The sequence below is a fragment of the Paenibacillus sp. P4_A9 genome, from assembly GCF_056402415.1.
The window spans coordinates 37,001-61,869 of record NZ_JBFUHL010000028.1; the positions used below are offsets into that span (position 1 = coordinate 37,001).

Here is a 24,869-nt window from a genome sequence, read left to right on the forward strand (position 1 = left end):
ATCATCTGCCACCTTGTAAATCGGTCCAATAGTTCGGCGAAATCGAATTAAAGTGGTAACTGAGGAATTTGCTTCAATTAAGTCGGCATTTTCGGACTATAGCTCATTCGCCGCCGTATGTCCTACAACCATAAACCCCCAATGAGAACTTCTTCTCATTTGGGGGCTTCATCCTTACTTCAACTCGACCTGAACCTGTTCAGGTCGATACACCGCCAACAACTCGCCCGCACTATTCGCGGCGAACATCACCGTACGTTCGGCTTCCAGCTCGAACGCGTAGCTGCGGCCCGTTGCCGGATCAGTCACTTCGATCTGCGTGTCGACGCCGAACTCCGAGACGAAGATAAACAATGCGCCGGCATCGAAGCTCAGCTTACGCCCGTAAACGCCCGGCAGCTGTCCCCCCTTCACCCACGTCAGCTCCGCCTCAACGCCGGCTGACTTCAACGCATACGCGTACAGCTTCTCTAACACATCAGTACGCTCACCCAGCTCTACGGGTAGTGGACACCAGATCAGCTGCCCTTTGCCTAGCTCATAGCTGCGAACGATACCATGTTGAGAATTCCAGTCGCCGTCATCGGAGAGCGCAACTTCTTTATTCAGCTGAGCGATCCGTGCACCGCCGAACGACACAGGAATCATCTCGCCGTCCAAGACCATCGCCTCTTCGCGAACAATATTGCTGAGCACGGTTTCGCCAACAATATCGGTCAACCGTGCAACAGGTGCCCAGTACTCATTTAAACCAAGAGGTCCAGTAAAGAGAAGAGTCCCCCCGTTCTCACGCACATGCGTCGTCAACCGCTCCAAAGCGTCATCGCTGAAATTATGTGCACTCGGCACAATAATCAGCTTCGGCTGATCAGACACCAACGCCTCCAAGTGATACTCACTTAACCCGCGGAATGGCACATTCATGCCATATGCTAGTGTGCGTGTCAGCTTAGCTGTTGCGTCACCGGCAACTTTTCGCGTGGAAAAATCATTCGAATACGGGAATACAGCAACAACATCCTCTAGTTTACGGCCAACGAAGAGATCTCGAATCTCGCCCATGAATGCCCCGAAATCATAAGAAACATCCGCCTCCGGCTTCTCCGTTCCGTCTGCCCGAAGCGCTCCGATATGCGACTCATTGATGTTGTTCATATAGAAGTTGATATTCCAAATCCATTGCACAGCACCCGCTCCGCCTGTTGAGAATGCATAAGCATATTTACGCTCCAAAATGTTACGAAGCTCATATTCCGAACGCTTCGCACGTCCATCCGCCGTCTCGACATACATAATGCCGGTTTCTTGAATCAAACTTGGCTTCATCGGCGCCTTGGAGAAAATCCCGTCCCACACCAATTGGTCCATCAACCACCAGGTGTGCACCGTCGTATAGTCCACTGCTTCTGCGTAAAAGAATGGCGATGGCCGCTGCCCCCCTAACCCCTCATCTTGGCCAACTGTGGCCAGCTGAGCTGGATTAATGCTGCGAATCGTCGCAATCAATTCCTTCGCCCACCGATTGTGCATATCCATGGTGAAAAGGGTGTAGTCCAGCCACGGTGCACCTTTCTTCTCCACTGTCTCCGTCGTGTTCATATTCACCCCGGAACGATCAAGTAAACGAACGCTGGCAAAGCTCGGCAGCTCGGCAGGAGACATATTCCAACGCTCTTGCAGCTTGCGAATATCCCCATGACGATTCTCCAGCCAAGCTACGTACGCTTCGCGCTCGAAAGGATCATGTGCCGACTGCGGCCCAGCAAAAGGCTTGCTCGGATTAAACATGGATGGCTCATTGATCAGATCCCAATGCACATTTGTCGTTTCCTTATGTCTGGACACCACAGAAGATATAAACCGCTTCTGCGCTTCCACGCTGCGCGGATCCAAATACGGATTAACGCCTTCCCACAACTCTGGTGTAAACGAGAAGAAATTGAACGTGACCTCGATCCCATGCCTTTTACTAGTCAAAATGAAAGCATCAATACTGCGCAGCACTTCCTCATACGGATGCCCGTCTACGAACATAATTTGACGCCACGCCGACCAAACGCCAGTGCGCAGTAGGTTGATGCCTGCTTTTACCATTTGCGCAATATCCCTGTCCCACACGGAAACGTTCGGCAGGAACAAGAATTTCCTCGCCACATCGCTCGTCATATACGTCATCCCAACGATCGGAAGCGGACGTCCGTCCTTCCAGAAGTAGTCGCGATCACAGGACATCGGCGTCCCTTCGCGAAGCAACTCTGCATCATATCCCCAGAAGCCTTGGTTAAACGTGCGCGTTTCCCCCGTATTGGCGACCGCTTTACAAACCGCTGTATAGTAACCCGCTTCGATATCGATGGGCATGTTTACCTTTTTAAAAGAGAGCTCTCGTGACGCGTTCATCGCGAAATCCGTCGTCCAGATCGGGGTCGCTTCTTTCATCACTTCAACGTGGAATGTCCAAGACACATTCTCAGAACGAACTTCGTTCCGATTCGCTAGCGTCTGCAATTGAACAGTCAAAGCTGCACGGTCGCCTGGATCATAACAAGCATAGTTCGGCTTGAACCAAATTTCCGTAACGCCTCGCTTGGTGTAAGCAGCCAACTCGCTCACTAACGCAGCTCCTCCGTTGTTCCAGAACATTTCATCCGTGACCACATTGGCGAAAATCCAACGGCTCCCAGCGAACGCACCCTTCGTGTTCTCAAGAAGCACAATAGGCGCCGCGACCTCACGTCCATCTTTCGATATCCCTTTCAGCAAAGGCGTGAAATGCGCATCCATCGGGCCGCTGGAACCTATTTGACCTGGATGATCGTCGGTCCGCGTCACATGTAAGGCGAATCCAACCGTTGGTTGGATAGCAATCAACTCTTCCTTGCCAGCAAGCAGCGGTAACTCCGCATTAGCGGCATATCCAGCAATGGGTGCGTCATCAACAGAAAGGATTTCATGAATTTGAAGCTGCTGATGGTAAGCCGTCTGCTCAATCTCCAGTTCCCAGCCCTCTGCGCCTAGGTAGGCCGGTACTCGGAAAGGTGCGCTGCCTAGATGTACGAATCCCTTGCCCTTACGTGCATATGTGAGGATGGCATTCCATGCTGACTTAGGAAAGTAACGTCCATGTAGATGGATGAAATTATCTGCCCCTTGCTGCAGCGCCTCTTCCAGCCCCTCCGCTCCAACCACTCTTCCTATTTCTCCAAGCTGTGCAACAGCCTTGTCATCAGGCCGGATTCCTTCGTATGGAAACGCGGGATCGTAAAATATGATCGTTGTAAGCATGCTCTCATCCTCCAAGTGGGTGTGTGTCCCAAAGACACATTATTTGCAATTTGTTATTTTTGTTAGGCTAACAACTATTGATTATGCACATAATTTACTCACTTTCTTAGATGAGGTCAATCTTTTTTTGAAATATGCCCGTTAACCAAGCGAATATTGACAATCTCACTCGGATCATAAAGAATAGATTTGTTAGGCTCAATATGAATAATTAAGTATCTTCAACATAAAAGGATGTCTATCATGAGTAAAAAAGTGTCCATGCAGCAAATTGCCGACCGACTCGGTATGTCCAAATATACCGTTTCTCAAGCTTTATCTGGTAAATCAGGCGTTAGCGAAGAGAACCGGCTTCGGATTCAGGAGACCGCGAAAGCCATGGGCTATACGCTCCAGCAGACTCATACGCAACGCTCGCCGAAGAGCTCTCAAGCTGATAATCAGGAAACGAATGAAGGTACGCACACAACAGCCGAAACTACGCCCTATATCTTGGTCTGGATTCAGTCGGGCTATTTACAGGATAACCCTTTCTGGGGAAAAGTCCTCACCGGTATTGCCACAGCTAGCAAAGAGTTAGGCTTTGAGCATCTCATCGTACCCATTGCACCTCACCACAAGACCCAACTGCAGATGCCTTCCTATCTGGATCCATCACATTGCATTGGGCAGCTGCTAGCAGGAACCTTTCCTGCGCAGTCCGTCATTTCCTTGAAAATGAGCGGGATTCCGCTCGTCCTCATTGACCATAATGAACCGCTCATCGAAGTCGATAGTGTGCTCAATAATAATTTGGACGCTGGCAAAATGGCCTGTCAACGCCTGCTCTCCGCTGGCGCGAAGCGCGTTATTTTCATTGGCGATGATCAATTCGCCGTTAGCTTTAAAGAGCGCTGGTGGGGCTGCCGCATGGCGCTGGAGGATATAGCGGGACCCGCTGAGCACTACCATTTGAAAAAATGGCAAATCACTTACTCCGGGCCACACATGCTTCAGCATTTGGAGCGCAAAGTAGCGGCATTAACCCAGGAAACCATGCCCGATGGTTTTGTTTGTGCCAATGATCACTTAGCGCTCGCACTGTTACCTATCTTAAAACGGCACGGCCTCGACGTACCTAGTCAAATTAAGGTCATTGGACTGGACAATATCGAAGCCGCCGCCTACGCGACTCCTGCACTTAGCACGATTGAGCTCGGAAAGGAATCGCTAGGCATTCGAGCTGTAGAAACGCTGCTATACCGATTGAAACACCCGGGCAGACAAGTGGAGAAAGTTGTGTTATCTTCTCGCTTCATCGCGCGGGATTCCGGTTAACATAGCGATTCGTTTGAACACAGCAAATAAACACGCCGAATTCGGCGTGTTTGTTTGCTGTTACTATTTCGTCAATCTGCCCACATCTACCGTTACTATTTCGTCAATCTGTCCAGTCCACCATCTGCCTATTCTAACGGACACTACGGACCTTATTCTCGACCAAATTGGTTTTATCAGAAGCTAACGGACATCAGCGCCTCTATTGAGGCAAAACAACTTGATTTAGAACTGAATTCCTCGAAATAGCGTCTTCTGTGCCCGTTAGCTTTTCAAAAGCCTGATTTTTACCCAAATAACGTCTCCTGTGTCCGTTACGGACAATCATATTTTATAAATAACTAAGCACAACGGATACAAGCATGCCCGCAAGCGCAATCCAAAATAAGTAAGAGCGCCCGACTCGCTTCAAACTTTTATCTTGGCGATCCATAACAGATTTCTTCCGATTACTGCTCGTTTTCGTTTCTTCCTCTAGCTCATCGGTCACTTGTGATTTCCAATTCACGAATTGAAAGCCAACCCCGCTTATAACAACGGATACCATCATTAAAATCAAAGAACCCATAAATACCTTGTCCGCAATGGACGCCATGCTGCACTCGACCTCACTATCTGACTGTAATTTAACCATTATACTTCAAATAGTAGGCAGAATACAGAAAGCCCCAACCGACAGCATGTCGATTAGGGCGCTATGGAGACTACAAATCATCCTCATCCCTTTTCACAGGGTACGGATATGGTGGATATTGCGGATAATACGGCGGATATGGATATGGATATGGATAAGGATATGGATATGGGTATGGATAGTACGGTTGCGTCGCCGCGCCATATAACAATGGGGCCACTACCCAAGGCAACAAATTGTTAAATCCGCCCCCGTGGTGAGGAAAATGGCCTGGTCCTCCTGGAAAGTGACCAGGACCTCCAATACCTCCTGGAAAGTGTCCGGGACCACCAATGCCTCCGGGGAAGTGTCCTGGGCCTCCAATGCCGCCTGGACCTCCGATTCCATGTCCAATACCGCCCCCATGCCCTCCGAGCGGTGGTCTAAATTCCTGATCTTCACGCTTCGTCATATCGGAATCACTCACAATCTGTGTATAGTTTGATTTTCTACTATACTGTATGTGTGCGATTGCCTACTCGGTGAACAAAAGCCCAAAAATGGGCGCTTTAATGGGATAGCAAAGCTTCTTGAAGCGCTTTAATTTCATTATACTGTGCTTCATATGTCGTAATAATGGAAGTGCCGTGATCATTTGCAGTGAGCTTAGCTCTTGTTTCACTCATAATTTGGTAAAATTGGCTATCCACTTGCGCAACTTTCGCTCTCCCTTGAGCTATTAAACTCGCTTTTAAACTCGCATCATTTGTGGCTGAATGTTGACTTAAGAGTGTAAAGAGTGCGCTGCTAGCTTCAGCTTGAAGAGCTGACAACTTTCCTTCAGCCTCTGCCTTAATGGACTCGAGCGAAAGCTTCACTGTCGCACCACCTCCGCCTCCTCCGCCAATGATTGGCCCAGACGTACCAGGCTTCGTCGCATCTGGCAACTTCTCATCGGTCTCTTTCTTCTCGTCAGAAGTATTCGCAAAAACCGTATTTGTTACCGGATCCCAATCAATCGTCTTACCCACCGACTCCGAAAAGAAACGGATTGGCACATATAAACTGCCGTCTACAATATAGCCGGGCAATTCATCCGAAGGACTTTTCGTGACACCATCGAATACATAGGAAATTTTCTCCTTGTATACCTTCAAGTTACTCGGGGCAAGGTTGGATTTATCCAGCTTCGCATCATTTTTTGTGTACACCTGAGCATTAATCTTATACTCGTTAATCGTGATTTTGTCTGACGCCTTAGGTTCCTCGATCTTCACCGTGTAGGTAGAAGGATCCCAGCTCACCGCTTTGTCCAAAGAGTAGGAAATGAAACGAATCGGCACATAAGTCGTACCTTCATAGATGAAGCCTTGCTGGCCTTCCGGCGGTGCGTATTCCTTACCATCAAATGTAAAATGCATCGGAATTTGATACACGTCCATCGCGATTGGCGCTTGCGCAGCTGATGCTTGCGCGCCCATCACCAGAGATAATGCCAAAGACAATCCCGCTGCCACGTTAAATCGATTACTGAACTTCAACTTCGAAACACCTCTTCAATCGTTATTATTTGGAAGATGCAATGTTCTGAACAGCCCATTACACCCCACTTTATACCCACAACTACTACTGACCAAGTCACAAATTGGATATGCCTAATTATAATCTCTTATAGTCTATAAGTCACATACTAAAAAAKTAAATTTATTATGTAATATATATKTAAAATAAAAACGACGGTATTCGACTACTTTTTTATTAGCAAGAGCTATAGTGTGAATATACTACATTGGAGGCGCAAAAGATGCCTAGTTACTATTTCATAGATGTTTGGACACCATTGCAACTTATCGGAATTAAGATATTTAAAGATGATGACGGCAACATTTGGATCAAATTTTGGCACTACAAACGAAGAAAAATTGCACTTAACTCATCCACATCTTAACTCCTAAACCTTGACAAATAAAGAGGGACTAAAGACAGAGTCAATAGTCCCATTTTTCATTTCAACCTCTATACAGCATCACAATAACTCAAACAATCTTCAAGTGTATGTAGAGTTTCCTGCTGGGCACGTAGCAGCTTAGTTTGATCCCATTGACCGTTATGTAAATCTTGCTCAATTAAACTCAGCATCCAGAGCGAGTGTACCAGCGCATATCGGTGGTAATCCAAAATAAAAGCTTCCGGATCACCCGCCCAGTTAAGGGAGATTCTCTGTTTCAGGTAGGCATGCAATGCAGCAATGCGCGTGGCAGAACTAACCCTTTTCGGAAAGTCGGGATGACTCATATCCAACAAACCATATAAGTCCCAATACACCGCATTATGGTGTACGAACTCCCAATCTAGCACAATGAATTCATCTGCTCGGCGATAGAGATTCCCTTGATGATAGTCACCGTGGGAGATCACCATTTCCGTTTCAAAACTATCATTCATTACCGTCAACAATTGTCGGATGTTTTCTACCTTACGATCATCTACCCCTAAAGACTTCCAACAGCGGCTCGCCTCGTTTAGTCCATTCCTAACCTCTTGGATCAACGCCTTTAGACCAGGTTTATCCCCATTGAAGTCAGCAGGAATCGCATCAAGAGGAAGCTTATGCCACATCGGAATGTTCGCCGCGGCCTCGAGGTAATCCTCATCCTCCAATTGATGCTTCATCTCACCCATATCCTCATAGATCGCCCAATATCTCAAAGGATCATTATGGGCTGCTGCGGCGTACATTTTCGGATAACGAACAGCCACAGAGCCTAGCACATGATCATGTAGCCACCGCTCACGCCCGCAAGTCGATCCATTCGTTAAAGGTTTGAAAATATAAGACTCTCTCCGACTCTCGATCTCCATCCAAAATCGCTCAATAACCCTTCCATTCCTGCCCTTATATAAAGGCTGCCGCCCCAAAATCCTTGTAGCATCCAACTCACCAAAAGGGGTTACAACTTGTGATAGCACTTGTTCCGTCTCCATTCGCAAACCCTACCACCTTTCTGACACTACCATCATTTTCATCAAATTATTCGATATACATGATATCTTCCCTTTATTCCATTAAGAAATAAAATGTCTAGACAATAACCGACTGTATTTTCATCTACATTCATGCATAATGCCTTTATAGGCTGTTTCAAAAATGATATTAACTGAGTCTGGCCTAAAAACAAAGAGGTGAAACATAATGTCGGATGGTATGAATAATATTGAAAATAATCGTGTTTTTATGTTTAAAGGATGTTTATGGGGAGTGCTTATTACTGTTCCATTCTGGATAATATGTATCTATTTATTCATCAAATTCTTGTAAGCGCTCTTATAAAATAAAAAGCACCCGATTAAGGGCGCTTCTATTAGTTCTTTTATGATAAACAGATATTTCCAATCATTTCTTTCTCATTTTCAAGGTACTGTACATTTCTTGAATTCCCTATTGAAAACATAACCTCTGCCCTCTGATCTGCGCGTTTAGTAGCTACGAATAAACTTAAAAAACAAATACAACCAATAACCCAAAGAATTGTCAATGTAATTACCCAAATCATATTCTTCATGCCTCCTAATAGTTTGTCCCACATAAGTATCAGACGGAGGCCCGTATTCGGCAGCTGGCTGACATATTGGTGTTCCCAACGTAGTCCCTTTAGCTTTGCGTCACTGTTTTTCAGCAGTTTTGCCCTTGTCTTACGATTTATGTGATTGTCGTTTATAGTATAATTTTAGCAAACTATACAGATGTAACATCTGCCTTTCGAACCATCATTTCGATTTAACAGAAGGTCTAAAGAACTATTTATTAACAAGGCTGGTTATTCTACTTCAGGATTTCCTCAACCCTTTAATCTCGTTTTCGCCCCCGTTGAGATTTATTGGCATTCTTGTAATGTTCTATAGGTTCAGTATCAAGCCCCCGTCAGTTTTTTAGATATTTTATCTCAAAGTAAAATATCTTCTCCCCTAAGTAGTTCTCAACTTTTTGTTATTAATAAATTTTAATAATTGTGAAATTGATAAATAGAGAAGAATACCAAGCATAGCGCCAATCATGTCTAAGAAAACATCTATGGACGTTGCCGTTCGGCCGTTTATAAAGCTTTGATGATATTCATCTATAGCCGCGTAAGCCGTACAGATGATAACGGAAATGAGATAGTTCCAGCCTAAAAGCCAACGTGTAAGTTCTTTTAATAAACGAGTAATCAGCATACCGAGCAAGCCATAGATTAACAAATGAGCAAATTTACGGATAAAAAACTCGACAAAGCTGCTGGCATTGCTTGTATTCAGACTAATTTTCTGCGCCCCATAGTTAAAGGTTGTTCCAGAAAAATGCTCCTTGATCGTTTTATCGGATATTTCCTTTTTGATCAAGGACGTTAGATCCTGCTTTTGATGTGTCTGTGATGATAATATGAAAATGACCCCGAACCATATCAAAACTGGAAGCACGTATACTAGAATCTTCAAAATACGTGATTTCTCTGACATACAGATTCACCCAACTATCCATTTATTATTTCTTTATTAATTTGATGAAAAAGCTTTTTGGATTTGACCAATTGCACTACTCTGTCCGGCTTGCTTCATAGAACGATATGATTGTCTCCATCCATCAATAACGCTAGTGCTTACACCATCTTTACTCGCATCAGAGACAATACCATTAAAACCCGAATCACACCTAGACTCAGCATCGACAAACTTTTTCATGAACATACTTTGGAGGTCAGCTGCAGTTAATTCCTTGTTTTCTTTCTTAGCGCTCACTACTCCCGAGACAAGCCTGTTGATATCACCCTGGCAGTTGGCTTTCAGCGAATCTAGCTTAGTTTCGTAAGTTGCTACAAGTGCTGGATCAGTCGTAGGATTTTTGGAGGCGATTGGAGTTGATACTGGTCCAGTTTGACTGGTGCCAGATGGTGATGACTGATCTTGAGTTACAGATACAGATCCTTCTCCGTTTGCTGTAACTTCTTGCTTATTATTCTGCTGCTGAGTTTGCTGGATTTGTTGTTTCTTATCTTGAAGTTCTTTGAGAATTTTTTTGCGTTCTTCGGGGTCGTATACACCAATTAGTTCAATCGGATAATTAGGATCAAGTATCTTTAATTCCTTACCATAAGGTGTTGTGATTGCTCGTAGTGCTTCTATCTCAACTTTTGATAGCTTAGAGAGTAATAACTCACGAATTTTTAGTTTCTCTTCGTTTGAAAGATTTTCATTAGCCTGACCCGTTAGGTAATAGACTTCTTTCATACTAAGACCTGATTTGAGTAGGATAGCAGCAACATCCAGAGCATCTTGTGTATTAATTGGTTTGGATGCGAATTCATTTGCTTTATCAAMGGGTGAAGTAAGTAGAGAAGAAAGAGCAGCCGAATTAGCCTTGCTACTATCATCTAAACCCATTACTTGCTCGCCAACGACATCTTTACTAACAGAAACATGTCTTTTCAGCACATCATCAATGTGTATAAGATGAATTTGGTAGTAAAAAAAAACTATTGCCACAATCAATAGAGCGAACAACGAACTGAATATCCATATGGACCATCGAATCCAGGGTTTATATTTTCTCATAACAGGGTCATCCTCATTTTCTGCAAAGTTAGAAAAGAAAAAACTCCTTCTGCAAAAAGTTGCAGAAGGAGCTATTATATTATGTTGTCTTATAGTTCTTCTATACTTTTTTCCTTTTTTACTCAGTTCTAACTTCCTCACTTTAATACAGTTTTCAAAATTCGGATTTATTGTTCAAGTTCTTTGGTAACGATGGAATTGTTACCGATAAATTCCTTTATGCTTTACACTAGTGCTTAGACAGATCCCTTTGAAATCACACGATTGATTGATTCATACCTTTTCAACCAAGAATTTTCTCTTCCGAACCTAATCAAAGCGGATTTATCATATCCATCATTAATATACTTTTTTACTCCTTTTATAAAATCATCATGATCTTCTGCAACATGGATTGGTGCATGTAACTTCTTCACTTCTTCCATACTTGATGACACAACTGCAATTCCAGCCGAGCAATATTCATAAAGCTTGATCGGACTAACTGCATCTGTAGCTTTGCTTTTAATAAATGGAATGATGGCTACATCTGAGTGTTTTAAAAAAGAAGGAATACTTTCGTAAGGCCTTGCCCCCAATAAATGGACATTAGGTAATGCATCCAATTGACTTAAATCTGTTTCCACTTTCCCAATCAAAAAGATATCAGCTTGCACTTCATTAGCTACTCTCTTTATCAATTCTACATCGAACCAATATTTTATTGCCCCCACATATATAATTTTTTTATTCGTACACTGTTTTATCTCGTCCGGGATATCATATTCTTTCTTAGAGAAGTGCTCAAATTGAACGCCGTTATTCAATACATGCGGCTCTTTCCCTCTCTGCTTTACTTTTTCAATTAATTTAGAGGAAGTGACAAAAATATGATCAGCTTTCTCAATTAGGTAATCTTCAACTATTTTTATGTTTGGAAATTCTTTAAAGTGTGTATAGTCGTCGGCTATTCGATAAATCAATTGATTGTACTTTACAACATTAGACAACCAGAATAATTTCGGATTGGAGATCCATAATATATCAACAGTATCAAATTGAATTTTTTGTAATGTCTTTGATATATTTGGTACTATATATTTTTCATTATTTAGTACAATACTCGGATTTCTTGAAAATAGATAGTTTCCATACAGCATCAATGAAAAAGCAGAAAAGCCATAAACATTAGGGGCAAGTTCATGTCGACCGGGAGTAGAAATACTTTTCTTAAAGAAATAATCTTGTTTATCTTTAAGATATATCAGTGGATTGAATGAATTTGAAAACCATAACGACTCATAACCATCTTCTTTAAAACAATTACAGTAATGGTAATTTCCTAATTTACTCGTCTTATCGTTATATTCAACAAAGTCAGCAAATATTATTTTCTTTTTCATTATTGACTCCTAATGTTTAGGTGGATTATCTTTCGAAATTTGATTATTATCGAATAGCCTGTTCACTACACTGTTCAACTTATTTATAAAATTCTTCAAATTGTCTACATTACTTGTTGTGCGGCTATGAGACTCAATATACTTATGATAATTTACAATTTTGTCCTCTAACTCTTCAATGTTTAAAACAGGCAAGACATTATTCTTACTTTGCAAATACTTGGTAAATTCCACCTGGTGCATATCAACATGTTCAGCAAGATCTGAACGCCTCGGTACGACAATCGGTACCTTAAACTGTTTTAATGCACCAAAGATACTACCCGGTCCTCCATGAGTAATGACAATGTCTGCGGTCTCAAATAATTTTTCCATCTCATCGTATCCCATCATTTGCTTATACTCGCATGCAACTGGGATATAGTCTGAATAACCTGTCTGTATGATCACGTCATCTTTTATGATTTGATCTTTTTTTAATCTATCAACTTCTGCGACAAGTCTATTAAATTGTTGTTCATGCGTACCTACCGTAACAAAAATCAAAATAATCCCCCCATGTACTCACCCTTGGGATAAAACTTCTTTTGTTCTTCCCATTGAACAATAAAGGAGTCTGTTATCGGATAGACCACTCTTCCCGTTAGTGTGGCACTCGTAATTCGATCATACACCTCAATATAAATCAACTTAATCCCGAACAACTTTCCAATATAAAAAAATGGAATAGCAACAGCAGCTCCCGTTGAAATGATTATGTCCGGTTTTTCTTTTATTAGAACTTTAAATGCTAAAAATGTATTTTTGATTAAGTTCTTTACATTTCTATTTGTTGGGTAATGACACCAGTAAGTCTTTTCATTTAAAAGAKCAGTTCTTGAATCTTCTTTATTAAAGGTCACCCAAAAACGTTCATGTTCTGACCACCAATTCCTTAACATAACCAGATGCATTAAATGTCCACCACTTGAACCAACTAAACATATTTTCAAAACAAAGATCACCCCTTCACTAATTTCGATACTTTCTGCTTTTATAATATCTAACAAAATGCTTCATGTAGGAATAAACTAACAATACATTATACAAGGCATAACTTATTTTCTCTTTATTTAGCCTGTTTTCACTGTACAAAATCTTTACATTATCCAATTCATGAACTAACAGCCTATCTAAATCTTTTGTCAAACCTCCTTCTCCATACAAAAATTTATGAAGTTTCGTTAAAGGCTTTGAAAGCCTAACCCCTCTGTATTTTCTGACGATCTGCAAAAAAAACAGCAAATCTTCTCCATAGTTTTTTCCATCTAGAAAATGGATCTGATCCTGTATGATAATATCTCTCCTAATGACTACTGTACACATACAGAAAAAAACTTTAAATAGCATTGATTTGAAATTGGCTTCTATTATTTCTGGTGTTAACTGGTATTTGAGCATTTCATCTGAATTTCCCGAACCATAAAAGTAATTTGTACCCGATATCACAACATCAGGATGGTTTTCCATATATCCGATTTGATATTCAAGTTTATCAGGCTCCCAAGTATCGTCTGAATCTAAAAAGGCGATATATTTTCCTTTTGCCAATCCGATGCCTTTATTACGCGCTTTTGATGGACCACTGTTTTCTTGGCTAACATGCTTTACGGTTATGTCCGGATATTGTTGTATATATCTATTTACGATTTGACAGCCATTATCTTTCGAACCATCATTGATGATAATAATCTCATAATTCTGGTAAATTTGATCGCGAACCGATTCTAAAGCACGGAAGATTGTACCTTCACTATTATAATAAGGAATAATAACACTAACTAATGCTGATTTCCCCCCCATGTATATCTACCTCCTAAATTAATTTCTCTTAATACGATGATTTATACTTTATTTGGGTACAACATCTTTCTTCGCAAAGTGCTGATTTACTATACCTTCTTTATTCGGATAGTTTTGAATTTTCCGTTGACTTATACTCTTCATAATCAAAACAATGAAACATAGTTGTGCCATACTATCGCCATCTAAATTAGCTAAACCATTGTTACCGTTAACCATTACTGTAAGTGCAATAAAAGAAAATAAGCTTAAAATATCTCTATATTTCAGAAAAATAATAATCGGATAGATGAGTATACAAATATAAATGATGATCGTATTAAAATAACCATAATCATAAGCTAGCATAATTGAAGGATATTCAAAGTTTAAAATACCGCCGTTCAAGCTTTTTGCTACCATCCTAGAATATCCATATCCTCCACCTAAGAATATATTAGGTAGTTCTCCACCTTTATCAATTAATAGTTCGATCATTTCATTTCTTCCTGTTGAAAGGTCACCTTTTGAAACACCATCTGCATATCTTTGCATTAAATTTTCTTGAAATAAAGGCGTATTGTAGAAAACAAACAAAAATATTATTACTATAGTATAAAAAAACCACTTATATTTCGTTATGTTGCTACAAAAAATGATTAATAAGACTCCAAGCAACATGGCTGTTTTACTTCCACTCAATACCAACCCAAGCAATGTTACAATTATGATAAAATAACGATTAAGAAGATATTGATTACTATTCCTGACATATATATTATTGAGAATAAAGAATACCAAAAAGTATCTGGCATTCGTTAATGGGTGTCCTATAAATGAGTAGTAYCTATAAATTCCTGTTGAATTCTCAAGGCGTATGAGATCATCCATCCATTTTCCTTGAAAAATTGTTGAAGCTAGAAACATTTGTATGGAACTATTCGTAACATAATCTGTCATTCCGACAACTAACAATATTGTTATCAGAATATTAAACCATTTCAAGAATCTTCCCAATATAGCAATAGCCTCTTCTCTATTTACACGTATGCATATGAAAAGTAAGGGCAATATTAAAGAAGTTATTGTTAAAACAATATTGACTGTAGAATAATTTAATGAAATTTTACCATTCATTAATACGATTGCTGAGAATAAACTCACAATAAAAAAAACGATGAAATTGATCTGTTTTTTTACTAGATGTTTTATTAAAAATATGCTGCCAACAACCAAGTATAGTACATTCACATAGCCGCTTTTTCCAGGCATCAAACCTCGTGTCGTCTCATTGAAAAAAAACAAGCATATAAAAAATATTACAGCATATTTTCCTACTATCGTTTTGTCAGAATTAAAATGCCTCATTGAGTTCATCCTCGTGAAATTACTCCCCAATTTGATTTACTATAAAAAAATGATAACTTATTGCTTTGATTGTATATGCAGTCTTATCTTTCAGGCATTAATAACTGTTTACATTTTCCTTATTTTCAACATTTGTTTTAATAATCCTCGCCGGCACCCCAGCTACTACACAATTACTCGGTACGTCAGATATGACAACCGCATTTGCCCCGATCACTACGTTATCACCAATTATAAATTTGCCCAATAACCGTGCTCCCGGCCCTATATATACATTGTTTCCTATTACAGGTGGACCACCATGGCCTGTTCTGCCTCCTATAGTACAATTTTGCCCAATTGTACAATTAGATCCTATTATTGAATTAGAATGAATGACTACTCCAATTCCTCCATATCCAAATCGAGAGTTTTCTCCTATCTCTGCAGTATATGGAATATATGAATTGTGTATTATAAAGTTAATTTTTGTTATTAATTTCGCTCGGAATATATGTCCCCTTAAATACTGTTTCCTCGCTTTAATATATAACTTATATGCATCCATTTTTGATATCCTCCCGTTTCATATACTTAAGGATTAATATAAACACCTTATTCTGCTATTATTACTTTTTTTGTTGCATTAATGATATATTTCTTATAGTAAAAATTATTTATAAAATACGTTATAAAATATGTTACAGAGTTGGCAATTGCAGCACCAGTCATACCATACTGTTTAATCATAATAAAATTTAATATGATATTGGTACCGAAAGACCACAGGCTAGTATAGAAATTAAGATCAATCCTTCCTATACTTAATAATGTAACTCCTTTAGGGGAATACAAACTCCAAAATATTAATCCCAACAGTAAAATTTTGAAGTCAACGATTGATTCATTGTATTGTTTTCCAAAAACGATAGGGATTAAAATGGGAATAGTAAAATAAGCAAGAAATGCTACAACCGTAGTAATAATTCTCATTCTCTTTTGATAAACTTTAAGGATTCCAATAAGTTTATCTATGTTATTAGATTGTTCAGATAGGTAAGGAACCATAATTTGGTTTAAAGTAAATGGGATCATCATTAAAGTAGTGATAATTAATTGTGCTATACTATAATATCCAATTTGTTCCTTATCCCCAATAAGATAGTTCGCCATTATAATGTTTAACGAAAGTACAAATTGACTCAATAAATTAGCTAAAAAAGCAAATCTCCCTATATTTAACAATTGTCTCACTTCAGATTTAGTGATTTGTGAAGATCTGAATTTTTTCAATTCATCCTTTATTAATGGAACTATTAATGCAAAAGTGCATGCATTAGAAACCATTATTCCGACCACATAACCCATAAACCCAAAAATACATGCGAAAATAGAACTCACTAGAATTACTAAAATTTTCGACAAACTTTGTATTTTAGATATAGTTTTAATTTTTTTTTGAGCTTGAAGATAGTTTATCACCACACCGCTAATAACCAAGAAAGGCAATTGAAATATATACACTTGCATCGCAGTGTTTATAGTAGACTCCTCAGAAAAAACCTTAAATTCAGATAATATATAAACCATTGTGACTACTACAATTGATATAATAAGATTGATTTTTATTCCGACATTAAAGAGCTTTTGCTTTTTTTCCTGTTCAATATTCTCAGAACAATATCTTAGAATAGCTGTATTTATTCCTAAAGTTGCAATGATTAATATTATTCCCAAAAAAGATTGCAACACTCTTATACGACCAATATCTTCGGCAGAGAGAAATCTTGTTAGAAAAACCTGTCCCCCGAATCCTGCAAACTGCAGTAAAATATTGGAAGATAATAGATGAAGGAAACCAACATTCATGATCTTATTAAGGACAAGAGTGATTTCCCTCAGCAATTTCTTTTTAAATACCACAGACCTATTCATACCTATAGTTTCCCTTTACTTAATGCTTTATAGATTTCTAAGACGGGCTCTGTATTATCTTTAATAGGTATATATTTTAATTTTTCAACTTCCACATCGTAATTATCAATAATACCTACAGTTTTACTATACAAATCTTCTAAATCTCTGGACCTAAAAAGAACGGTTCCTTCTGGCCTTCGACATACATCACTGGCAATAGAAGGAATGTTATAATAAATGGCTTCAGCTATTGAAACACCATATCCATCAACATTTGTTGGTCGTATAAACAAATTACATTTTTTTACGATCGGATAAAACTCTGAATCATTTACCTCATAAAGTAATACTTTGCCTTCTAAATTATTATCTGTCAGCTTATTTTTAATACTTTTATAATAATTTCTTTCTCTTTCATTCTGCCCAACTACATCTAACACAGCAACTACCATTCTAACTTCTATATTGTTTTGAACTAATTTTCTTATCAATTCAATCAATAAATCAATGCCATATAAATCTTCGTTCTTGTAAAAGCGAATACATCCATTAGCGCATATTATAAAATCCTTCTCATCAATAAAGTCCCAAACTTGTTTAGGAATCATTTGACTATCTACTTTGTTTTCAAAGGGATTTACATAGGCTGCAATTGTTGTCACCTTATTCGGGCTAAATCCTAACTTGATCAATTGATTTGTATTTGCGTCATTGACACAAATGATTTTGTCGATTTTCTTCAAACTCCATAATAAAACAAATCTAGTAAAACACCTCAAGTTTTGAAGTTGATCTAATAAACTCTCACCATGAACAGTCAACACGACCTTTTTACCTAATATCTTATAAAAACCCATAAGTATTCTTATTCGTACATCAATAGAATGAAAATGAAGGATATCAGCTTTTATAAAAGGAATCCTGAATATGAAACTCTTATAGTTTTTTATAGGATATATTCGATTAGAGACATCCTCCCATTTACATTCATTATAGATGTTGCACTCAATACCCAAATGTTCTAGATATTGTTTCATCCTTTTAAGATGAATCGATATTCCACCTATTGGTGGAGGAAATGGGCCAAACATAGTAATTTTCATACTTAGATTCTACCTCATTTAATAAGTCGTTTTAGATTCAGTGATATCGAATAACTAAAATTTTAAATGCTGTATTAACATTTTGTGTTTGCCTCGCATTGTTAATGGAATTTCATCAACGCAAATAATCTGCACTTCAAGTTCATCTTTAGTTGCACTTTCCATTTTATATTTAATTTCTTGCTTATCCTCTTCACTAAGCAATTCTTTCTCGATAATCTTTACGATCACTTTCCCAGTTTCATGCTGCTCTAGTTGTATTTTCTTGATTTTACTAAATGCAAGGAAATGCTGAGCAAATATTATCCCTGTCAATGAGATTTTTGCCYCACTCTTGCTGATGATTTGGTCATTTTCCCTCCCCTCTATTCCACGTATCACTTTATAGTTTCGACCACATTCACACGTGTTATTGGTGTTTATTGCAATATCCCCTGTCTTGTATCTTATAAAAGGCATAACATAGTTATTAAAACCAGTCGCAATAATTTCACCTTTTTCATTCTCAAGTTTAACAACTTGGCCTTCCTCATTAATCAATTCAACAATCCCGTACTCACTTTGAATATGGTAATAATCGCTCTTTTCGCATTCACCTGCAATACAGCAATGTTCTGTATGTCCATAAAAACTAAACACCCGTACTTTAAATGCCTGTTCAATTTTTTCTTTTTGATACTGATATAAATTTTCTGATGAACACAATATGGCTTTTAAATTACCTATATTTATATCAATATTTTGATCCAACACAAAAGAAGCTAATAGTTCCATAGATGAAGGATATGCTTGAATATAATCTGGATTATATTTATTAATCTCTTTTATATAGCGATTCATATTTTTTTCAGTCAAATGGTAAGAAGACAAAACCAGACTCCGGCCATTACGTTCTACGATATCTTTTTTTACTTTATTACCCCGCAATATTACAAATTTATTGCTTCTCTTTACATCATAGCCCACTCTCGACCACAAATGTGCTACAAATCCCCATTCTCTAGAATTCGCAGTTTTTTTTTCTTCGTAGAAACCAAGTGGATTTCCGGAAGATCCTCCGGTTGTTAGATATACCAACTTGTTTCTATTTATATTTGTAGCAATCAGTTCTTCAAAGTTATTTTGAATGATTTCCTTCGTTAAATAAGGAAGTTTTGATAAATCCTCTATATTTTTTATATCGTCCGGTTTCAGGCCTCTTTCATCAAATATTCGCTTATAGTAAGGCACATATTCATAGGAGAACTTCAATAATATTTGTAGTTGTTTTCTTTGAAAATCGATTTGATCCTGACTTGTTTTAAATTGATTTGCATTAGCTTCTATAAAGGTTGTTCTGAAAGTTTCTCCATATCGATAATAGTCCGGTACCAGATCTCGAAAAAATTTAAGTAGTTGTACAATACTGTATGGTAATTTCTTAATTATTTGGTTAATCATTTTTACCCCCTACCAGATAACATAAGTTTGATTAAAAAGAAAATGTGTTTTTTTGAGTTTTTGCCCTACTTTCTGTCTCTAAATACCGACTTGTCTCCAAACAACCATATTTTCTCGATATTTGGCTTTCCCCAACTCTAAGTAATGATAGAGGTTCAATTCTGATCTTTATTTTTGTTTTCCCAGCATGGATCTCAATATTCTCCTTTTGTATAGCCACATTTATTTCCGGTTCCAAAAAAAGTCTATTTTTGAAGTTGTGGACACTATCTCCAATTAACCAATCAGTAATTTCCAAATTATTCTTTGATAACTTAATCTCTCTCCTGTGAATCGTTCCACATTTTTTCACATACCCATCATGATGTCCTACAAACACATTCTCTCCAAATTTCTCACACTTTCCAAAAGTCTCTTCTTCCATTAAAAATAGCTGAAATTGCTCAATTTTATTTTGTTCAAAACGCTCAATTTGAATAGTATTGTGCATTTCCGTTGACCTGAATAAGTTCCTMTTTTTATAATCTGCAGTATAAACATAAGCGCCTGGATCTACGATAACATCTTCGCCGTCTACATTTAATTCAAAACTAAGTTGATCATTGTGACTATGTGTTCCTCTTCCCCTAAAGGAGAGCTCTCCACATCTAATACAACAGTATATCCTGTCATTTCGTAGAAAAAAGTAGCCACCATCCTTATAAGCTGTGGAAACCAACTTTATAGGATCATCATCAACTTCTTTATAATCCCCTATAGCCCATAAAGCATCTTCTTGAAACACTCTACCGATATATCTGAAATCATTTCTATTAAAATATTCACCAGCAATAGCCAACAAATGTCGAAAATCGTTTCTTACCCAAGATGAATAGTTTGAAAAGATCACAAGCCTTCCATCGTCTGCATCCCCAATTAAAGKGGATAAACCATTAGGTTTGGTGAGATTCATAATAAACTCACACATTTTCTCCAATCTATTCACATACTCAGCTAAAAAATTGATATTATTTTTATTGCACATTACTGTGGTAATTAAAAACATTTCTGTTACAAGACGGTGATAAGAAGTAGATGCTTCATAGTTTGTTCCGTCCTCGTTTGTTTGAACAAATATTTCCTTTTGCAATTCATTTAAACCAAAAGTTAACCAATTGTTTGGATTATTGTCAGCCTGTCGATCGTTGACATTACACCCCCCATAATAAATACCTAGCCATATAAGTCCAATGATATTTGACAAATAATGATTACCAGTAATGTTATTATGATTTTCCAAATTTTTAATAATAAATCTCCCATGCAAGTACAAAGTTTTATCAAAGTTGATCCAAAACATTTTACTAATTGAAGTTGAACTTTTAAAAAAGTTATAGCAAACAATCCAATTAACAGCTCGTATTGCCACATCCATCGTACAGGTCCAATTAACAGACATTTCGATAGGATTCTGTTCTATCCAATCCTTTACTTCTTCCATAAATTCTACAGCATATTTTTCATTATTTGTAAGCCAGTATGCTTTACCTAAAGTTAGTAGATGCTGAAATCTGGACAATTCCCACGGGATCTTTACATCCGCATTATTATTTAAATCAATAATCTTAATTTGTTTATAATACTTATTTTCCCATATAAATCCACTTTTAAAATCTTGATTCCAATGTAATTTCTCTCCTAGATGACTCTCACCTGATCCAAGTACATCAAAAATATGCTCACATATTCTATCAGCATCTTGAATAATTTCTCTTTCTAAACCTAGAATTTTTAACTTGCTTACATAGAATTCCTTATTATCTGAATCGAAAACAAAGTTACAACTCGGATAAAAATCCTGGAAATATTGATCTTTAAGATTTATTGGGATGTTTCTTCTGACAAGGCTTTGAATTGGAATCATTAATTTCGATGCGATTTTCACAAAAATTACATTTAATGGCATTTTCCGCATTTTTTTAAGTTTATAGGTTAGACCTGACATTAGCTCCTCCTAGCAACTACTTTTTCACTCAATAAACCCTCTCGTATCAATTACAATCTTTTCCTTAAGCAAATTTCGGTCGATCGAACCGAACGTCCTATGATCTACCAAAAGCAACACAATATCTGAGGAACGGATAGCATTCTCTGTAGATGTCAAAGTAATATTCTCCATTTCAAGCTTCTTGGGTAAATTGCTAACATGAGGCTCAGCAACATACAACTGTCCGATGTTCATTCTCGACAAATGCTCTACAATCTCTACAGCCGGACTCTCCCTCAAATCATCAATATTTGCTTTAAAGGAAAGACCTAAACAAGCAATTACCGGATCTTTAAACCGCTCGGCCTTCGCTCTAACTTTTTCGACTATATAACCTGGTTTATTATCATTTACAATCCGAGCTGTCTGAATTAATTTAGCTTGCTCAGGAGCTGCATCTACGATAAACCATGGATCTACCGCAATGCAATGACCTCCTACGCCCGGGCCAGGCTTCAAAATATTCACCCGAGGATGATGATTAGCTAAACCTATAAGTTCCCATACATTAATATCCAAGTGATCACAGATCATGGACAATTCATTAGCAAATGCAATATTCACATCACGGAAGGAATTTTCTGTTAGTTTTGCTAGTTCTGCTGTCCTTGAATTTGTCTCTAAAATTTTACCATTTACAAATTGACGATAAAACTCGACTGTTTTAGTTGTAGATAATTGATTAATACCGCCAATAATCCGATCATTATCAACTAATTCTTTTAAAATATGACCAGGCAACACTCTTTCAGGGCAGTGAGCAACATAAAATCTGTCACACTGTAAATTCATTTCTTCCGAAACGGTCAATTCTGGTCTTTCTTCCAAGATCCATTGCGCCACTTTTTCTGTAGTACCTACTGGACTTGTGGATTCCAAAATAACTAAATCTTCAGCTTTTATATAAGGTGCTATTGCTCTAGATGCACTTTCTACGAACGTTAAATCAGGTTTAAATCCATCCTTAAACGGTGTTGGAACAGAAATAATAAAGATATCAGCCTCTTCTGGTTTCGTTGATGCTTTCAGTTTTCCACTTTGCACTGCAGCCTTAACTAGAATATCCAGATCTGGCTCATATATATGTACCTGACCATTGTTTATCATTGCAACTGCATTTTCATTAATATCTACACCATGAACATTGTAACCCTTAGTTGCCAGTAAACTTGCTGTAGGTAAACCAATATACCCCAAACCTACAACACATAATTTTAATTTATTCATGTAATTTCCCACTTATCCTTTCACTAAAATGCATCTTTTGATCCAAGTAACATAAACATTGTTTTAAATATTATTTTCAAGTCAATAATGAAGCTTCTTTTAGATATATACAGCAAATCTAACTCAACCATTTCTTCAAAACCCACGTTGTTTCTTCCGCTAACTTGCCAAAGCCCAGTGCATCCTGGTGTAACTTGCAATCGCTGCTTATGGTAGCTGTTATACTGCTCAACCTCGCGGGTAAGCGGTGGTCTTGGACCCACTAAACTCATATCCCCTTTTAAAACATTCCAAAGCTGAGGAAGCTCATCTATACTGGTTTTTCGAATAAATTTACCGACTTTAGTTATCCGTGGATCTTCTTTCATTTTAAACATATGTCCTTCGATCTCGTTCTTCTCTAGTAAGCTTGCTAGGAGCTCTTCCGCATTGGATACCATGGATCTGAATTTATACATTTTAAATAGCTTCTCATGTTTACCTACTCGCTGCTGATAAAAAAATACAATCCCTTTCGGGTCTTCAATCTTTATCAGTGCAGCAGTAATTAGAAACAAGGGGAATAAAAGCATTAATCCTACACTCGCACCCATGATGTCCAATAACCGTTTAGTAAACAAGTAATAAAAATTCGGACTTTCTGCTATATTCACAGTGGTCCTCTTAAAGTATTGGTTTTTATCTATTAACGGTGTCTCATTAAATAGATTCGACATTTAGATCCTCCTACCTAATTGCGCGGGGTGACATTTCTCTTTGTATAAGTTCTTTTATTCCTTGTAGTAAAGGATCTCTAAGCTCATCATTTCTTAGACCAAATTCTAATGACGTAAGAATAAATCCAAGCTTCTCACCCACATCATAGCGAATTCCATTAAAATGATAAGCATATACCTTCTGGATTTCGTTTAATTTACTGATGGCATCTGTCAGCTGGATTTCTCCACCAGCACCACTCTCTTGACGATCGAGAAACTCAAATATTTCAGGAGTAAGAATGTAACGTCCCATGATCGCAAGATTGGATGGCGCGGTTCCAGGTGCTGGCTTCTCTACAAAGTTTCGGACCCGATATAAGTCTCCTTCTTTACTAATCGGGTCTATAATGCCATATCGTTTGGTTTCTTGATCGGATACTGGTTGTACACCAATCACGGAAGATTGGGTAATGTCATATTGCTTCATGAGTTGTTTCAAGCAAGGAGTACTCGCGCTCACGATATCATCGCCAAGTAAAACTGCGAAAGGCTCGTTACCAATAAAACGGCGTGCACACCATACGGCATGCCCTAATCCTTTGGCTTCTTTTTGCCGTATATAATGAATGTCTACTTTGGATGATCTTACTACCTTTTCTAGAAGCTCGAGCTTTCCTTTTTCCGCTAAGTTATATTCTAGTTCAAACGCGTTATCGAAATGATCTTCGATAGCCCGTTTCCCTTTACCAGTCACGATGATGATATCCTCAATACCTGATTCAACAGCCTCTTCAACGATGTATTGAATGGTAGGCTTGTCAACAATGGGAAGCATTTCCTTAGGCATCGCTTTCGTTGCCGGTAAGAATCTAGTTCCTAAGCCTGCTGCGGGAATGATAGCTTTTCTTACTTTTCCCTCCATATGTATCCCTCCATTTTTTCTATAACTTCTCTATTTTTTATTAACAAAGCATTAAAAAAGCCAGGCATGTTGTCTTCCGCGAAAACAACACGACTCGATTTTTTAACAAAAAAATATGGGGCATTGAACCCCACCTCACTCCACACCATTGACGATAAACATCTAAGGCGGCAAGCACCCAC

The 24,869-nt window shown here is 38.3% G+C and carries 22 protein-coding genes and 1 riboswitch; of the genes, 1 reads left to right on the forward strand and 21 read right to left on the reverse strand.

Going from position 1 to position 24,869, the window contains the following annotated elements:
• Positions 1-174: 174 nt before the first annotated feature.
• Positions 175-3,285 carry a beta-galactosidase gene (locus tag AC1DVJ_RS18010; RefSeq protein WP_477592614.1) on the reverse strand — a complete coding sequence of 1,037 codons (3,111 nt, stop codon included), beginning with the start codon at positions 3,283-3,285 and terminating at the stop codon, positions 175-177.
• Positions 3,286-3,528: 243 nt separating this feature from the next.
• On the opposite strand from AC1DVJ_RS18010, the gene AC1DVJ_RS18015 reads away from it, so the two are divergent.
• A complete protein-coding gene (locus tag AC1DVJ_RS18015; protein WP_477592615.1) occupies positions 3,529-4,602 on the forward strand; it encodes a LacI family DNA-binding transcriptional regulator in 1,074 nt (357 codons plus the stop codon).
• 331 nt (positions 4,603-4,933) lie between these two features.
• Here AC1DVJ_RS18015 and AC1DVJ_RS18020 read toward each other — a convergent pair whose 3' ends face one another.
• The 20 genes from AC1DVJ_RS18020 to galU form a co-directional block, all read right to left on the reverse strand.
• On the reverse strand, positions 4,934-5,236 hold the full coding sequence (locus AC1DVJ_RS18020) for a hypothetical protein (protein WP_477592616.1): 303 nt from the start codon (positions 5,234-5,236) through the stop codon (positions 4,934-4,936).
• A gap of 70 nt (positions 5,237-5,306) precedes the next feature.
• Positions 5,307-5,687, reverse strand: coding sequence for a hypothetical protein (locus AC1DVJ_RS18025; protein ID WP_477592617.1), 381 nt, complete (start codon positions 5,685-5,687; stop codon positions 5,307-5,309).
• Between the two features lie 97 nt (positions 5,688-5,784).
• Positions 5,785-6,756, reverse strand: coding sequence for a copper amine oxidase N-terminal domain-containing protein (locus AC1DVJ_RS18030; protein ID WP_477592618.1), 972 nt, complete (start codon positions 6,754-6,756; stop codon positions 5,785-5,787).
• A gap of 475 nt (positions 6,757-7,231) precedes the next feature.
• On the reverse strand, positions 7,232-8,200 hold the full coding sequence (locus tag AC1DVJ_RS18035) for a phosphotransferase (protein WP_477592619.1): 969 nt from the start codon (positions 8,198-8,200) through the stop codon (positions 7,232-7,234).
• A gap of 386 nt (positions 8,201-8,586) precedes the next feature.
• On the reverse strand, positions 8,587-8,769 hold the full coding sequence (locus tag AC1DVJ_RS18040; RefSeq protein WP_477592620.1) for a hypothetical protein: 183 nt from the start codon (positions 8,767-8,769) through the stop codon (positions 8,587-8,589).
• A gap of 55 nt (positions 8,770-8,824) precedes the next feature.
• Positions 8,825-8,912: riboswitch (cyclic di-GMP riboswitch) on the reverse strand.
• A gap of 269 nt (positions 8,913-9,181) precedes the next feature.
• Positions 9,182-9,712, reverse strand: a complete 531-nt coding sequence (locus AC1DVJ_RS18045; protein ID WP_477592621.1) for a VanZ family protein — start codon at positions 9,710-9,712, stop codon at positions 9,182-9,184.
• Between the two features lie 36 nt (positions 9,713-9,748).
• A complete protein-coding gene (locus AC1DVJ_RS18050) occupies positions 9,749-10,945 on the reverse strand; it encodes a hypothetical protein (RefSeq protein ID WP_477592622.1) in 1,197 nt (398 codons plus the stop codon).
• Positions 10,946-11,040: 95 nt separating this feature from the next.
• On the reverse strand, positions 11,041-12,186 hold the full coding sequence (locus AC1DVJ_RS18055) for a glycosyltransferase (protein WP_477592623.1): 1,146 nt from the start codon (positions 12,184-12,186) through the stop codon (positions 11,041-11,043).
• A 9-nt stretch (positions 12,187-12,195) separates the two neighbouring features.
• The gene (pssE, locus tag AC1DVJ_RS18060) at positions 12,196-12,732 is read right to left on the reverse strand and encodes a PssE/Cps14G family polysaccharide biosynthesis glycosyltransferase (protein WP_477592624.1); all 537 of its coding nucleotides are present in this window, start codon (positions 12,730-12,732) and stop codon (positions 12,196-12,198) included.
• Positions 12,729-13,235, reverse strand: a complete 507-nt coding sequence (gene pssD, locus AC1DVJ_RS18065) for a PssD/Cps14F family polysaccharide biosynthesis glycosyltransferase (RefSeq protein ID WP_477592625.1) — start codon at positions 13,233-13,235, stop codon at positions 12,729-12,731. Before pssD ends, pssE begins: the two co-directional genes overlap by 4 nt.
• Complete coding sequence (locus tag AC1DVJ_RS18070; protein ID WP_477592626.1) at positions 13,198-14,028, reverse strand: glycosyltransferase family 2 protein; 831 nt, start codon at positions 14,026-14,028, stop codon at positions 13,198-13,200. The genes pssD and AC1DVJ_RS18070 overlap by 38 nt, the downstream gene beginning before the upstream one ends.
• Before the next feature lie 48 nt (positions 14,029-14,076).
• Complete coding sequence (locus tag AC1DVJ_RS18075; RefSeq protein ID WP_477592627.1) at positions 14,077-15,375, reverse strand: hypothetical protein; 1,299 nt, start codon at positions 15,373-15,375, stop codon at positions 14,077-14,079.
• Between the two features lie 97 nt (positions 15,376-15,472).
• Positions 15,473-15,922 (reverse strand): serine O-acetyltransferase, encoded by a 450-nt coding sequence (locus tag AC1DVJ_RS18080; RefSeq protein WP_477592628.1) that lies wholly within the window; start codon positions 15,920-15,922, stop codon positions 15,473-15,475.
• Between the two features lie 47 nt (positions 15,923-15,969).
• Positions 15,970-17,223, reverse strand: a complete 1,254-nt coding sequence (locus AC1DVJ_RS18085) for a flippase (protein ID WP_477592629.1) — start codon at positions 17,221-17,223, stop codon at positions 15,970-15,972.
• A 68-nt stretch (positions 17,224-17,291) separates the two neighbouring features.
• Positions 17,292-18,374, reverse strand: coding sequence for a glycosyltransferase family 4 protein (locus AC1DVJ_RS18090; RefSeq protein WP_477592630.1), 1,083 nt, complete (start codon positions 18,372-18,374; stop codon positions 17,292-17,294).
• Positions 18,375-18,428: 54 nt separating this feature from the next.
• Complete coding sequence (locus AC1DVJ_RS18095) at positions 18,429-19,814, reverse strand: phenylacetate--CoA ligase family protein (RefSeq protein WP_477592631.1); 1,386 nt, start codon at positions 19,812-19,814, stop codon at positions 18,429-18,431.
• 31 nt (positions 19,815-19,845) lie between these two features.
• Positions 19,846-21,798, reverse strand: a complete 1,953-nt coding sequence (locus AC1DVJ_RS18100) for an alginate lyase family protein (protein ID WP_477592632.1) — start codon at positions 21,796-21,798, stop codon at positions 19,846-19,848.
• 24 nt (positions 21,799-21,822) lie between these two features.
• Positions 21,823-23,067: a UDP-N-acetyl-D-mannosamine dehydrogenase gene (wecC, locus tag AC1DVJ_RS18105; RefSeq protein ID WP_477592633.1), complete on the reverse strand. Its 1,245-nt coding sequence runs from the start codon at positions 23,065-23,067 to the stop codon at positions 21,823-21,825.
• Between the two features lie 23 nt (positions 23,068-23,090).
• Positions 23,091-23,783, reverse strand: coding sequence for a sugar transferase (locus AC1DVJ_RS18110; RefSeq protein ID WP_477592634.1), 693 nt, complete (start codon positions 23,781-23,783; stop codon positions 23,091-23,093).
• Between the two features lie 10 nt (positions 23,784-23,793).
• Positions 23,794-24,687, reverse strand: coding sequence for a UTP--glucose-1-phosphate uridylyltransferase GalU (gene galU / locus AC1DVJ_RS18115; RefSeq protein ID WP_477592635.1), 894 nt, complete (start codon positions 24,685-24,687; stop codon positions 23,794-23,796).
• Between the last annotated feature and the right edge of the window lie 182 nt (positions 24,688-24,869).